General features: G+C 51.8%; 16 protein-coding genes. 13 read left to right on the top strand and 3 right to left on the bottom strand.

The window, feature by feature from the left end; genetic code table 11:
- Position 1: 1 nt before the first annotated feature.
- Complete coding sequence (locus J4G78_RS02780; protein ID WP_207988358.1) at positions 2–688, bottom strand: HAD-IA family hydrolase; 687 nt, start codon at positions 686–688, stop codon at positions 2–4.
- Between the two features lie 97 nt (positions 689–785).
- On the opposite strand from J4G78_RS02780, the gene glmU reads away from it, so the two are divergent.
- The 7 genes from glmU to J4G78_RS02745 are packed head-to-tail and all read left to right on the top strand — an operon-like array spanning position 786 to position 6,323.
- Entirely contained in the window at positions 786–2,135 is a 1,350-nt protein-coding gene (gene glmU, locus J4G78_RS02775) for a bifunctional UDP-N-acetylglucosamine diphosphorylase/glucosamine-1-phosphate N-acetyltransferase GlmU (protein WP_243457194.1), read from the top strand.
- Positions 2,136–2,145: 10 nt separating this feature from the next.
- Complete coding sequence (locus J4G78_RS02770) at positions 2,146–3,042, top strand: acyl-CoA desaturase (RefSeq protein ID WP_243457193.1); 897 nt, start codon at positions 2,146–2,148, stop codon at positions 3,040–3,042.
- Positions 3,043–3,067: 25 nt separating this feature from the next.
- Entirely contained in the window at positions 3,068–3,307 is a 240-nt protein-coding gene (locus J4G78_RS02765; protein ID WP_207988356.1) for a ribbon-helix-helix protein, CopG family, read from the top strand.
- Positions 3,304–3,672 carry a PIN domain-containing protein gene (locus tag J4G78_RS02760; protein WP_207988355.1) on the top strand — a complete coding sequence of 123 codons (369 nt, stop codon included), beginning with the start codon at positions 3,304–3,306 and terminating at the stop codon, positions 3,670–3,672. The genes J4G78_RS02765 and J4G78_RS02760 overlap by 4 nt, the downstream gene beginning before the upstream one ends.
- A gap of 18 nt (positions 3,673–3,690) precedes the next feature.
- Positions 3,691–5,514: a glutamine--fructose-6-phosphate transaminase (isomerizing) gene (gene glmS / locus J4G78_RS02755; protein ID WP_207988354.1), complete on the top strand. Its 1,824-nt coding sequence runs from the start codon at positions 3,691–3,693 to the stop codon at positions 5,512–5,514.
- A gap of 3 nt (positions 5,515–5,517) precedes the next feature.
- Entirely contained in the window at positions 5,518–5,958 is a 441-nt protein-coding gene (locus tag J4G78_RS02750) for an OsmC family protein (RefSeq protein WP_207988353.1), read from the top strand.
- A complete protein-coding gene (locus J4G78_RS02745; protein WP_243457192.1) occupies positions 5,955–6,323 on the top strand; it encodes a GFA family protein in 369 nt (122 codons plus the stop codon). The genes J4G78_RS02750 and J4G78_RS02745 overlap by 4 nt, the downstream gene beginning before the upstream one ends.
- A 62-nt stretch (positions 6,324–6,385) precedes the next feature.
- On the opposite strand, the gene katG is transcribed toward J4G78_RS02745, so the two are convergent.
- A complete protein-coding gene (gene katG / locus J4G78_RS02740; RefSeq protein WP_207988352.1) occupies positions 6,386–8,584 on the bottom strand; it encodes a catalase/peroxidase HPI in 2,199 nt (732 codons plus the stop codon).
- Between the two features lie 268 nt (positions 8,585–8,852).
- On the opposite strand from katG, the gene J4G78_RS02735 reads away from it, so the two are divergent.
- The 6 genes from J4G78_RS02735 (at position 8,853) to queE (ending at position 13,994) form a co-directional block, all read left to right on the top strand.
- Positions 8,853–10,037 (top strand): aspartate aminotransferase family protein, encoded by a 1,185-nt coding sequence (locus J4G78_RS02735; protein ID WP_207988351.1) that lies wholly within the window; start codon positions 8,853–8,855, stop codon positions 10,035–10,037.
- Complete coding sequence (gene argF / locus J4G78_RS02730; RefSeq protein WP_207988350.1) at positions 10,034–10,960, top strand: ornithine carbamoyltransferase; 927 nt, start codon at positions 10,034–10,036, stop codon at positions 10,958–10,960. Before J4G78_RS02735 ends, argF begins: the two co-directional genes overlap by 4 nt.
- Positions 10,960–11,874, top strand: a complete 915-nt coding sequence (gene hslO / locus J4G78_RS02725; RefSeq protein WP_207988349.1) for an Hsp33 family molecular chaperone HslO — start codon at positions 10,960–10,962, stop codon at positions 11,872–11,874. The genes argF and hslO overlap by 1 nt, the downstream gene beginning before the upstream one ends.
- Before the next feature lie 151 nt (positions 11,875–12,025).
- A complete protein-coding gene (locus J4G78_RS02720; protein WP_207988348.1) occupies positions 12,026–12,433 on the top strand; it encodes a hypothetical protein in 408 nt (135 codons plus the stop codon).
- Between the two features lie 230 nt (positions 12,434–12,663).
- Complete coding sequence (queC, locus tag J4G78_RS02715; protein ID WP_207988347.1) at positions 12,664–13,353, top strand: 7-cyano-7-deazaguanine synthase QueC; 690 nt, start codon at positions 12,664–12,666, stop codon at positions 13,351–13,353.
- Positions 13,350–13,994: a 7-carboxy-7-deazaguanine synthase gene (gene queE / locus J4G78_RS02710; RefSeq protein WP_207988346.1), complete on the top strand. Its 645-nt coding sequence runs from the start codon at positions 13,350–13,352 to the stop codon at positions 13,992–13,994. The genes queC and queE overlap by 4 nt, the downstream gene beginning before the upstream one ends.
- Before the next feature lie 3 nt (positions 13,995–13,997).
- On the opposite strand, the gene J4G78_RS02705 is transcribed toward queE, so the two are convergent.
- Entirely contained in the window at positions 13,998–14,264 is a 267-nt protein-coding gene (locus tag J4G78_RS02705) for a hypothetical protein (RefSeq protein WP_207988345.1), read from the bottom strand.
- Between the last annotated feature and the right edge of the window lie 30 nt (positions 14,265–14,294).

Below are 14,294 nucleotides of genomic sequence, written 5' to 3'. Positions count from 1 at the left end.
TTTAAGACCCCAGCTTGACCAACGTGGGAACAAGCTCATCATAATGATCAATAATCGCATCAGCACCCAGTTCTTCCACTGGCTGATACAGAAAGCCAAAGCTCACCGCAACATTGGCAATCCCAGCATTTTGTGCGGCCTTAATGTCGAAAATACTGTCGCCAATAAAGGCAGCGGGCGTTTGATCCACCATGCCGCCACAGCGCCGGATCATCTCATCGATCGGATCGCGCTTGGGCTTGCTGCGTCCTTTGCCCATGGTGTCGCCACCGATAACCGTGACAAACCGGTCAATCATACCAACGGTGGTGAGCAGCTTCACCGCCAGGCTTTCAAATTTATTGGTGACCACCGCCAGTTTGATGCCTTGGTCTTGCAACGCATCCATGGCTTCGACCAGTCCCGCAAAAGCCGGTGCATTTTGACCTAGATTGGCCTCATAATGGTCGATCAGGACAGGCATCAGGCTTTTGACCAGATCCTTGTCGCTGCCGCCGGACTGTTCCAGTGCCATTTCCAACATATGCCTCGCGCCCATGCCCACCAAGGACCGGATGGATTGTTCGTCCACTTGCGGCCGGCCAGCGCTGTCCAGCGCGTGATTGAGAGAGGCGGCCAGCTCCATGCTGGTGTCGAGCAGAGTGCCGTCCAGATCAAAGCCAATGATATCGAAAGAAATTTCTGTCATAGCCTCTGCATAGAACCGATCTTGCTGGCATAAGCAACCGCATCATGGCATGGGGCGCAAATTCAGCGTTTGGAACAGGATATTCGGAGTTTTTGGCATGAGTGACCGTCCTTTAGCAGCCATTATATTAGCCGCCGGACAAGGCACGCGGATGAAATCGGAGACGCACAAGGTGCTGCACCCGATTGCCGGTAAGCCCATGCTTCATCATTTGCTCGATACGGTTGATTCTATCGGTGTCGAGCGCACGGTTGTGGTCGTCGGTGCGCGGCGCGAGCAGATTGAGGCGAGCGTTGAAGGGCGCAATGTCGCAATTGCTATACAGGACGATCAATTGGGCACCGGCCATGCGGTCGCGCAGGCTCATGATGCGCTTAAAGGTTTCGCTGGTGATGTTCTGATCCTTTACGGTGATGTTCCGATGGTTAGCGCCGCGACAATGCAGGAGATGATTTTTCGCCTGAATAACGGGTCAGATCCGCGTGCGGTTGTGTTGGGCTTTCGCCCAGATGATGCCGGCTCCTATGGCCGGATTATCGCTGATGATCAGGGCGAAATCGAGAAAATGGTCGAGTTTAAAGACGCCAATGAAGCGGAACGGGCGGTCAACCTGTGCAATAGCGGCCTGATGGCGGTACGCTCGACGGATTTGTTCATTTTGCTTGACCAGATCAGCAATGATAATGCTGCGGGCGAATATTATCTGCCGGATATCGTGATGCTGCCGGGGCAGAATAGCGCTGTGATCGAAGTGGATGATCCAGCGGAGGTTGCCGGTGTAAACAGTCGGTCGGAACTGGCTGCGGTCGAAAGCGAATGGCAGTTCCGCCGCCGCGCAAAAGCAATGGCTGATGGCGTTAGCTTGATTGCACCAGAAACCGTTTTTTTCTGCTATGATACCGATGTTTCTTCAGATGTGGTAATAGAACCGAATGTGATTTTCGGTCCTGGTGTTTCGATCGCCAGCGGTGCAAAGATTTATGGCCACAGCCATATTGAAGGCGCGGCAATCGGCCCCGATACCAATGTTGGTCCGTTCGCCCGATTGCGGCCGGGTGCAGTGTTGGAAGAAGGCTCCAAGGTCGGCAATTTTGTCGAAATGAAGAAAACTACACTCGGCAAAGGCGCCAAGGCCAATCACCTGACCTATCTCGGTGACGCTGAAGTGGGCGAGGGCGCCAATATCGGCGCGGGCACGATTACCTGCAATTATGACGGTTTTTTTAAATATAGAACGAAGATCGGCAAAGGCGCTTTCATCGGCAGCAACAGCGCATTGGTTGCTCCGGTGACCATTGGTGATGGCGCTATTGTTGGGGCTGGTGCGGCGTTGACCAAGGATGTGGCTGCGGATGATTTGGCATTGGTGCGGGCTGAACAATCTGGAAAAGCCGGTTGGGCGAAGAAATTTCGTGAGACGATGACAATGAAGAAGGCGGGGAAGTAGCTTAACTACCATGATGGAACCGGTCATACGAATTGATGGTTCATCGGCGTCTGCGGATTTGGGTCAGCCGGTACTGGATGCGCCAAAACTTGTGTGGAACGGTTCGATGTTGGTCTTCGCAATCATATTTGCGATTCCCTATTTCACGTTCAGCGCCCTATTGATGTTTTTTTGCCTCACATATGCAACGCTGCTTTTGGGCCATAGCGTGGGTATGCACCGGATGTTGATTCACCGCACTTTCATATGTTCGAAGCCTGTCGAGCGTTTTCTAATCTATATCGGGACATTGGTGGGTGTAGCGGGCCCTCATGGAATATTGCGCGTTCATGACATCCGCGATTGGGCCCAGCGACAGCCAAGGTGCCACGATTTTTTCTCCCATCGTCGCTCGCTACTAAAAGACTTACGCTGGCAGCTTTTCTACCGGTTTGAGTTTGAAAAGCCGCCAGAGTTTTTCATTGAAGCTAATGTTGCAAGTGATCGGTTCTATATCTTTCTGGAGAAAACATGGCGCTGGCATCAAATTCTATTAGCCATCCTCTTATATGCAATTGGCGGAATTCCGTGGGTGATCTGGGGAATATGTATGCGAGTAATAGTCAGCGCTGCCGGGCATTGGACAATCACCCATTTCTGTCACCGTCCTGGACAAGGGGATTGGGATGTAAAGGGTGCATCAGTACAAGCATCAAATTTGCCGGGTTTGGGTCTGCTGACTTATGGTGAGTGCTGGCACAACAACCATCATGCGTTTCCAGAGTCTGCGCGAATTGGCTTAGAGGATGACCAGCATGATCCTGCATGGTGGGTAATTAAGTGGCTTGGGGAGGTCGGCCTCGCTCATAACATCGGCTTGCCACGTGCAAAGAGCAGTCGTGAAGATCTAACAAAACGATTGATATGATATCGCGATATGATATCAATATATCATGACTCGTATCCTTGCCGACTTGCCCGAAGAAGATGTTGAATGGCTTGATGCTCTTGCGTCAGAGCAGGGCAAGTCGCGTGCGGCCTTGCTGCGCGAGGCGGTAGAGGCTTTCAGGGCGCGGGAAAGTCAGGATGGGATTGCCAAATATTTCGGTCTTTGGGCGCGCCATGGTTCGCACGTTGATGGTCTAGACTATGACGGCAAGGTCCGCAGCGACTGGGATGGTGTGCGGGAATGATCGAAGCGTTTTTTGATACTGGCATCGTTCTGGATGCCCTTCAGAACGAACCACGGGCTGGCGTTGAATTACAGCGTACAAGCCGCCCGTGGATTAGCCGGATCAGCTGGATCGAAATCATGGCCTGCGCGCCGGAGCTGGTTTTGGCGGAAACCGAAGCTTTCCTGAGGCTATTCGCGATTAGCGAGCTGGACGAAGAAATATCCCGCCGCGCGGCGCTGATGCGGCAACAGCGCCCATCTCTCAGTTCTCCCCATGCGATTATCTGGGCCTCGGCTCAAGTATCTGGTCGCATTCTCGTCACGCGCAATATAAAGGATTTTCCGTCAGAGATGCCGGGTATCCGAATTCCTTATACCCTTTAGAAGAAAGCCCAAAATACGATGTGCGGAATTATTGGAATTGTTGGCAAGGAATCTGTCTCGGATCGTCTCGTCGATGGCCTGAAACGTATGGAATATCGCGGTTATGACAGCGCTGGTGTTTGCACGGTTGAAGACGGCCAACTGATCCGCCGCCGCGCAGAGGGCAAGCTTGCCAATCTGGTATCGGTGCTGAAGACCGACGACGCAGCCGGTAATATCGGCATTGCGCATACCCGTTGGGCGACGCATGGCGCGCCAACTACTAGCAACGCCCATCCCCATGCGACCAGCGAAGTGGCATTGGTCCACAACGGTATTATCGAGAATTTCAAGGCCCTGCGCGAAGAGCTCAGCGCGCGCGGACGGTTGTTTGAAAGTGAAACTGATACCGAAGTAGTTGCGCATCTGGTGAGCGAGCAAGTTGAAAACGGAAAATCACCGGAAGAGGCGGTTAAAGCGGTTTTGCCGTCCCTGCGCGGCGCTTTTGCCCTGGCGATTGTCTTTCGTTCGCAGCCGGATTTGTTAATCGGTGCGCGCTTGGGGTCACCTTTGGTGGTTGGCTACGGTGATGGCGAGACATATCTGGGCTCTGATGCCTTGGCGCTGGCACCGCTGACCCAGAAAATAGCATATCTCGAAGAGGGCGATTGGGTCGTTATCAATCGTGAAGGCGCTGCAATTTACGACAAGGATAACAATGCTGTAGGGCGAGAAGTTACGACTTCTGGCGTATCCGCTGCGACTATTGAAAAGGGCAATTACCGCCATTTCATGCAGAAAGAAATTTTTGAGCAGCCCACGGTAGTCGCGCAAACCCTACGGAGCTATATTCGCCCGCTGGAGCAGCAAGTGGCGCTACCGCAAATGGATTTCGATTTGCGCGATATCAAACGGATCACCATCGTGGCTTGTGGCACCAGCTATTATGCCGGGATGGTCGCGAAATATTGGTTTGAGACCTTTGCCCGGGTGCCGGTAGACCTGGATTTTGCGTCGGAATTTCGGTATCGTGACCCGGTATTTGAGCCTGGTGGCCTGGCGCTGTTTATCTCGCAGTCTGGCGAGACAGCAGATACGCTTGCTGCGCTTCGTCACTCCAAGGAAAATGGCCAAAAAATTGCAGTTGTGGTCAATGTTCCAACCAGTTCAATGGCGCGAGAGGCTGACTTGCTATTGCCAACCCATGCCGGTCCGGAAATTGGCGTTGCATCGACCAAAGCCTTTTCCTGTCAGCTTGCCGTCTTGGCGGCGCTTGCGGCACATCTCGCTGTCGTAAAGGGCCAGATGACGCGGGACGAAGAACGCGAAGTTGTTGAACATCTGACCGAGGCGCCCGCGGCGCTAAATGCCGCGCTCGCCCATGATGACGATATAGCAGATATGGCGCATCTGATTGCTCCCGCGCGCGATGTGCTTTATCTAGGGCGCGGTCCTGATTATCCATTGGCACTGGAAGGCGCTCTAAAGCTCAAAGAAATAAGCTATATTCACGCCGAAGGCTATGCATCCGGCGAGATGAAACATGGCCCGATTGCTTTGATTGACGAGGCCGTACCAGTAATTGTGCTGGCTCCATCTGGTCCATTATTCGAAAAAACAGTATCCAATATGCAAGAAGTGCGCGCGCGGGGCGGCAAGGTGGTGCTGATCTCGGATGCTGAAGGTCTGGTCGAAGCGGGTGAAGGCTGCATGGCGACCATCGAGATGCCCAAGGTTCATCCACTGATTGCGCCGCTTGTATATGCCGTGCCTGTGCAGTTGCTCGCCTATCATGTAGCCGTTGCAAAAGGCACTGACGTTGATCAGCCGCGCAATCTCGCGAAATCGGTTACTGTGGAATAGAATATGGCTACAAATCCTTCCCTCGTTTCGGTCGAAACTGCCAGCGGCAAGTTTCAACAAACCGTCCGTGTCGGCAAACATGTTTTCCTTGCCGACGAACCGGTATCGTTCGGTGGAGAAAATAGCGGGCCATCGCCATATGATCTGTTGCTCGCGGCGTTAGGGACGTGCACCTCAATGACCATGAAAATGTATGCGGATCGTAAAGGTATCCCTTTAGAAGGCGTACATATCGAGCTGGAGCATAGCCGCGACCATGTTGATGATTGTAACACCTGTAACAATGATGACAACCGGATCGACGTCATTGATCGCGCGATTACCATAAGCGGGGACTTGACGGATGAGCAGCGTCAGAAGCTGCTAGAAATTGCAGAGAAATGTCCGGTCCATCGGACACTGGAAAATCGTATCGACATTCATTCTACCGAAGTGCGGTCATGATGGACGTTGCTGGCGGTTGTCATTGCGGCGCAGTCCGTTTCACCGCTCAAGCGGATGCACAGCCGGAAATGCTGGATTGCAATTGCTCGATTTGTGCGCGGACGGGCTTTCTTCACCTGTTCATACCGCATGAGCAATTCAATCTGCAGAAAGGTGAGGATGACTTGACCAGCTATAGATTTGGTAGCGGGCAGGCGGACCATTTATTTTGTCGGCATTGCGGCATCAAAAGCTTCTATCAGCCGCGATCCCATCCAGATAGCTGGAGCGTCAATTATAACTGTCTGGACGCGGGGCACGGTTTGCAGCCCAATATTACGAAATTTGATGGGCAAAATTGGGAAGCATCCAAAGCAAAGCTTTGAAAATAAAACGGCTCGCAAGTTTCCCAGCGAGCCGTCTTCTCATTTGTAACCTTTAGGTCGAATTACGCGAGGTCGAAGCGGTCTGCGTTCATGACCTTGGTCCATGCCGCGACGAAATCTTGGACGAACTTCTCTTCATGGCCGCTTTCCGCATAGACTTCAGCAACCGCACGCAGCTGAGAGTTAGAACCGAAGACCAAGTCGGCGCGGGTCCCGGTCCAGCGTTGTTCGCCGCTGTTCCGGTCTTTGCCGACAAATTCTTCTTCGTCACTACCGTCAACCGCTTCCCAGACGGTATTCATGTCGAGCATGTTCACAAAGAAGTCGTTTGTAAGTTGACCTGGACGATCCGTCAAAACGCCATGATTGCTATTGCCGCTATTGGCACCAAGGGCACGCAATCCGCCAACCAGCACCGTCATTTCCGGCACGCTGAGCTTCAGTAACGACGCGCGGTCGAGCATCAACTCTTCCGTTGGAACGCTATGCTTGGCCGAGAGATAGTTCCGGAAACCGTCGGCTTTGGGCTCAAGTGGTTCAAAGCTCTCCGCATCGGTCATCTCGTCTGTCGCATCGCCGCGTCCACTTGCAAATGGTACGTCAACGTTAAAACCAGCGTCCTTCGCCGCTTTTTCTACAGCAGCGGTTCCGCCCAGAACGATCAAGTCGGCAATGCTGACATTGTTGTCGCCCTTAATCTCTTCGAGCTTGGAAACAACTTTACCGAGCTCGGCAGGATCATTGGCTGCCCAGTCTTTCTGCGGAGCCAGACGAACACGCGCGCCATTAGCGCCGCCGCGATGATCGGAATCGCGGTAGGTAGAAGCCGAAGCCCAAGCCGCTTTGACCAACTCGCTGACCGTCAGGCCGCTGTCCAATATAGCCGTTTTCAAGCTGGCGACATCGCTATCACTAATGCTTTGACCAGCAGGGATAGGATCTTGCCAGATCAGGTCTTCTGATGGAACTTCAGGGCCGTGATAACGGACTTTTGGACCCATATCGCGGTGGCACAGTTTGAACCAAGCGCGTGCAAAGGCGTCATCCAGTGCCGCTTGGTCGTTGCGAAATCGTTCAGAAATCTTCCGATATTCCGGATCCACTTTCAGCGCCATGTCGGCCGTGGTCATCATTGTCGGAACCTTCTTGGAAGGATCATGCGCGTGAGGCGCCATATCTTCTTCCTTCTGGTCAATGGGCTGCCACTGGTTCGCACCTGCGGGGCTCTTTACCAGCTCATATTCATAGTCGAGCAGAAGGCGGAAATAGTTCCCGTTCCATTGCGTCGGGGTAGAAGACCATGACCCTTCAAGGCCCGATGTGATAACATCAGCACCAATGCCCGTAGCATGGCTGCTGATCCAGCCGAGACCTTGCGCGGTGATATCACCACCTTCCGGTTCGACACCGACTAGGCTGGCATCACCCGCACCATGGGCTTTACCGAATGCATGGCCGCCAGCGGTAAGGGCAACCGTTTCTTCGTCATTCATTGCCATGCGTGCAAAAGTTTCACGCATGTCGCGAGCCGAGAGGGCCGGTTCGGGATTACCGCCGGGGCCTTCTGGATTAACATAGATCAGACCCATCTGGATGGCTGCAAGCGGATTTTCCAGCTTGAGATCCATGTCAGGGTCGATGCGTGTCTGGACGCCTTCATTGACCATCTTGTCTTCATTGCCCCAATAAATGTCGCGCTGAGGCTCAAATGTATCAGCGCGACCGCCACCGAAACCAAAAACGGGCCCACCCATCGACTCGATGGCAACATTACCGGTCAGGATGAACAAATCGGCCCAGCTGATTTTCTGGCCGTATTTCTGTTTAATCGGCCACAATAACCGTCGCGCTTTATCCAGATTACCGTTGTCAGGCCATGAATTGAGCGGAGCAAAACGCTGTTGCCCTTCTCCTGCGCCGCCGCGTCCATCAGCAGTTCTGTAGGTTCCGGCAGCATGCCATGCCATGCGAATGAAGAACGGGCCATAATGGCCATAATCCGCAGGCCACCAAGACTGACTGTCAGTCATCAAAGCGGTCAAATCATCTTTAAGCCCTTGATAGTCGATAGACTTGAATGCCTCGACATAGTCAAAATCATCGCCCATCGGATCAGGGGAAGTTCCACCTTGGCTCAAAATGCTAAGTTGCAATTGGTTGGGCCACCAATCCTGGTTCTGGCGACCGAGAAGCGAGCGTATGCCGCCGTCAAAGCCCATTGGGCAGCCTTCGATTTTGGCGCCGGGTGTTTTCATGTCCATTTTAGTCTCTCCTTATTCTTATAGGGGGCACATTTCATTGAATGATGTGTGCTTATAATACAAAATTGCCAGCCTGCTAAATCAATTAAAACATTCTGTTTGATTGCCTAAGTCGATTAAACTCGCGAGTGATCACTGATTGCTAGCCATGTGCTGCGGTGATTGACCGTCATCCTATTCAAGCATATAAGAACGACCACTTGACAGAGGCGGCCAATCGGGTCGCCTTTTCTGTTTTTCTTCGACCATTTTTGGAAGGTAAAGTAAGATGACGATTACGCCGCTCATGCCCGTATATCCTCGGTGTGGTTTTCGTCCCGTGCGAGGCGAGGGTGCTTGGCTGATTTCTGAAGACGGCAGTCGCGCTCTCGATTTTGCTACCGGTATCGCGGTGAATCTGTTGGGTCATGGCCACCCGCATTTGACCAAGGCGATACAAGAACAGGCAGCGACGCTTATGCATGTGTCAAACCTGTATGGCAGTCCGCAAGGTGAAAAACTGGCTCAGAGGATGGTTGATACGACTTTTGCAGACACGGTATTTTTTACCAACAGCGGTGCCGAGGCGGTCGAATGTGCAATTAAAGCGGCTCGAGTCTACCACCAGTCACACGGTAGTGATCGGTTTGAAATTATTACTTTTAAAAACGCCTTTCATGGTCGTACAATGGCGACTATCTCAGCTTCTAATCAAGAGAAGATGCATCATGGCTTTTCTCCACTTCTTAATGGTTTCAAATACGTAGATTTTGATGATCTGGAAGGCGCAGAAGCCGCGATAGGGCCAAAAACGGCTGCTTTCTTGGTTGAGCCTGTGCAAGGCGAAGGTGGGGTGCGTCCGGCATCTGAAGCCTTTATGAAAGGCCTTCGTGCCTTGGCCGATAAGCATGGCATATTACTGATACTCGACGAAGTGCAATGCGGCGTCGCACGGACCGGTGCGCTTTATGCACATGAGCTTTATGGCATTACGCCCGACATCATGGCGAGTGCCAAGGGTATTGGTGGCGGTTTTCCCTTTGGCGCTTGTTTGGCGACCGAAGAAGCAGCACGCGGCATGGTGCCGGGCACCCATGGCTCAACCTATGGTGGTAATCCTATGGCTATGGCTGCGGGCAACGCGGTCTGGGATATCGTTGCGAATGATGAGTTTCTCGGACATGTTCGAGACATAGGTGCAAAATTGCGCGCGGCAATTGAGCAGTTTATCGGTAATTATCCTGCTTTGTTTAAGGGCGTTCGGGGACACGGCCTCATGCTCGGTATTACGATGACTCAGGAAACACGCTCTTTTGTAGCGCATTTGCGCGATAATCATGGGCTGCTGACAGTTGCTGCGGGGGACAACACCCTGCGGATATTGCCACCACTGAATATAGACGAAAGCCATATTGCGACGTTTATCGAAAAACTGTCGGCAGGTGCAGCTGATTATCAAGTGCCTGAATCATGACCCGGCATTTCCTGAATCTGGCCGATGCTGGTGGCGACGCAATCGCCGCGATGACCAACGACGCGATCGACCGCAAAGAAGCGCGCAAAAATTGGCCTAAAGGCCAAGTGGATGCAGACGCACCGCTGGCCGAACATGTATTGGCGATGATCTTTGAAAAGAGCAGCACCAGAACGCGTGTATCGTTTGACATAGCGATCCGCCAATTGGGCGGGTCCAGTATAGTGATGGACAGCGGCTCGATGCAGCTCGGTCGCGGCGAAACTGTTGCTGATACGGCTAAAGTCTTGTCCCGGATGTGCGACGCGATCATGATCCGGACGGATGATCATGCCAAAATCGAAGAGCTGGCGGCCAATGCTACTGTGCCAGTGATTAACGGTCTGACGGATTTATCGCACCCCTGTCAGATAGTTGCCGATCTGCTAACTTTGATCGAGAATGGTAAGGCATTGCCGGGGTTGGAAGTCGCATGGTTGGGAGATTCCAATAACGTCCTTAACTCTATCGTTGAGGCTGCAGGTTTAATGAAGTTCAACGTAAGGATCGGTTGCCCGGAAGGATATGATCCCGACCAGAGCTTTATAATATCTGCAAAGTCTGCAGGCGCCAATGTCACCATTTATCGCGATGCAATGGAGGCTGCTGCAGGCGCTGATGTCATAGTCGCCGATACATGGGTATCGATGGGGCAGGCGCACGCTGATGCCAAGATGGATGCAATGATGCCGTTTCAGGTCAATGACGTGATTATGGAAACAGCCAAAGCCGATGCGGTGTTTCTGCACTGTCTTCCTGCTCATCGCGGGGAAGAGGTGATGCCATCCGTTATCGATGGTCCGCAATCCTTGGTTTGGGATGAAGCGGAAAATCGTATTCATGCACAGAAATCCATTCTGCGTTGGGCTTTTGGTCAAATCTAATGGCGGAAAATCCAGACACTCAGACTCTTATCGACAAAAACCTGTCCTTTTCGATTCCCGCAAAGCATTGCCGGGGCAGAGCCGTAAGACTTGGTCCAGTTCTCGATGATATCCTCTCAGCTCATAATTATCCTTCGCAGATAAAAGCTTTGTTGGCTGAAGCCATGTGTCTAACGTCTTTGCTCGGCGCTCTACTGAAAGAGGAAGAGGCACAGCTAACATTGCAGGCGCAGACCGAAAACGGTGTCATCAGCTTGCTTGCCTGCGACTATAAAGATGGCGATGTCCGTGGATATATTCAGTTTGATACGGAACGGCTTGTTAGTCAGCCTCTGGAACCCAGTCTGATGGCCTTGTTCGGTAAGGGCTATTTGGCCATCACCTTCGATCATCCCGAACCACGCGGACGATCTCAGGGCATCGTGCCGTTGGAAGGTGCGAGCCTCGCAGAAGCCGTGCAAAATTATTTTATGCAGTCGGAGCAGATACCAACGGTAATCCGTGTCGCGCTTGATATTGAAGGCGAGCAAACGATTGCAGGAGGCTTACTCGTGCAGCACCTTCCTGATGGAGAGGAAGGTAAAGAACGACTTCATGTCCGAATGAATCATCCCGAATGGGAACATGTTGCGATTATGGGCAGCAGTGTTCAAGCGGAAGAGCTTGTAAATACCGCACTACCTTTGGAAGATCTACTTTGGCGCCTGTTTAGCGAGAGCGACGAAGTGAGGGTTATGAGCGGTAAACCGCTCGTTAAGGGTTGTCGTTGTAATGAAGATCATATCCGGGACGTGATCGCACGATTCCCGAAAGAGGATAAGGAGGATATGGTCAGTGAGGACGGAACAATCGCTATCGATTGCGCATTTTGCAGTAAGAAATTCACTATTACGAGTGCAAGCTTAAATAACTGAAATTCTAGGTAAATAGACCGATATCTTTTAAATTTTGTCGAAATCATACAATTAATCGCCGCAATTGAGCGCGATATTGGCCATAATCTTCTACTAAACGATCAATAAAGTGAATTGATCACCTATCATGGACAATAAAGGAAATCAGGGAATGAAGGGCATAACACTGATAAAGGTTATCAGCGCATCGACCGTTGCGTTTCTGGCATTTTCTGTTTCGGTGCCAGCGCAGGCCCCTGAATTAGAACTGCTAAATGGTCTGCAAAAAGGCGAATGGACTCTGAAAACTCGTAGTTCCGCCAGTGATGGCCAGAAGGTTTGCCTTGGAGACCCTGGAATATTGCTGCAAATCAAGCATGGCGGGGCAGCTTGTTCCCGATATATCATTCAGGATACGCCGAATAGTGTTCGAGTCAGCTATAAATGCGGTAGTTCAGATCATGGCGTGACCACGATCAAGCGCGAATCCAGCGGATTGGTGCAGATCCAATCACAAGGCATCCAAAACAACGCGCCGTTCTCTTTCAATGTAGAAGGTCGTAGAACCGGATCCTGTTGAGTAGAAGTGGTGTGGATGTACAGCGTTAACCAGATATTTACCATGTTTGTCTAGTAGAGAAATCATCATGCTTCGGCATGACTTTCTCCCTTCGGGTTTGACTAGAACCCCTACTGGGCCGCATTCCATCGGAATAGCGGCCTATTTTTTGACATTTGCGATCAGTGGTCTTTTTTTGATGCTTGCCTGCGCACTTGATTGTCACAGCGAAGAGGATTAGCGGGGCGAGCATGAATCAAGATCAAAAAAAGGCGATTGTCCTGCTGTCCGGTGGGCTTGACTCTATGGTATCTGCCGCAATGGCACGGGAGCAGGGCTATGATATTGTTGCGTTAACGATTGACTATAACCAGCGGCATAAAATTGAGCTTCAGTCCGCTGTGCAAATCGCCGCGAAACTGGAAGTCCAAGAGCATATTGTTCTGCCATTAGATCTTAGCCGGTTTGGCGGGTCGGCTTTGACTGATGATATTGATGTACCCAAATCTGGTGTGACCAACGATATTCCTGTAACCTATGTTCCCGCGCGGAACTTGATTTTTCTATCGCTCACTCTCGGTTTGGCTGAAGCGCGCGATGCTCGTGATATTTTCATTGGTGTCAACGCCCTGGATTATTCCGGTTATCCCGATTGTCGCCCCGAGTTTATCGAGGGGTTCGAGAAGCTCGCTGACCTTGCCACAAAAGCAGGCGATCAGGGCAGCGGTTTTACAATACAGACGCCGCTCCAATATATGACCAAAGCGGACATCGCAAAAGAAGCGCGTCGGTTGGATATCGATCCGGCGTTGAGTTGGTCTTGTTATGATCCGGCAGAAGGTAATTTGCATTGCGGTTTCTGCGATAGCTGCCGACTGCGGCAAAAAGGCTTCGAGGAAGCAGGGATCGCGGATCCTACCCGCTATGCGTTGATACCATGACCTACGCAGTCAAGGAAATGTTCCTGACGTTGCAAGGAGAGGGCGTGCAGGCTGGGCGCCGGGCCGTTTTTGCGCGTTTTGCTGGTTGTAATCTCTGGTCGGGCCTCGAAAAAGATCGCATAACCGCTGTCTGCCAGTTTTGCGACACTGATTTTGTCGGAATGGACGGCGAGGGCGGCGGACGTTTTCAGGATGCCAAAGCTTTTGCCAAAGCGGTTGCCGCGCAATGGGGTGCAGGCGAGGACGCTCGTTTTGTCGTACTCACTGGCGGTGAACCAATGTTGCAGGTGGATGACGCGCTGATTGACGCGCTCCATGCGGTTGGATTTGAAATTGCGATTGAATCCAATGGCACTTTGGCAGTGCCTCGCTCAATTGACTGGATTTGTATCAGCCCGAAAGCAGGCAGTAAGACCATACAACGCTCTGGCGATGAGCTGAAACTGGTATGGCCGCAATCAGGCAGTAATTGGGAGGCTATGCAAGATTGGGATTTCGCTAATCACCTGCTGCAACCAATGGATGCCCGTGCCGATGAAGCCGCCAATAAAGCGAATTTGGCCGAAGCCATATCGTTCGTGCAGACTCATCCGAAATGGCGGTTGTCTCTGCAAACACACAAGATTTTGGGTTTAGCCTAGAACTTATTGTTCAGCTTCGGATGAATCTTCGCTCTCGCTTGCGGTATCGTTGCTTTCTTCATTAGTGCTTTCTTCGTTGACCAGTTCGTCGCCAACTTTCTGTGCATCGACATCAACCATATCGTCGCTAATCGTTCCATCAATTACATCGACTTCATCCATGCGTGTCTCGGTAACAGTGCCAGCCTCTGGAGCATCAGGCTCATCAGAACATGCCACAACCGACAATGTCGCAAGGATCACGGATATTGCTTTTGCAGGTCTCTTCATTATTTTTCCTAATCTGATTTAGCCAGAAGC

The organism is Parasphingorhabdus cellanae, from assembly GCF_017498565.1.
Classification (GTDB): Bacteria; Pseudomonadota; Alphaproteobacteria; order Sphingomonadales; family Sphingomonadaceae; genus Parasphingorhabdus; species Parasphingorhabdus cellanae.
This window is presented reverse-complemented; position numbering and strand designations above follow the sequence as displayed.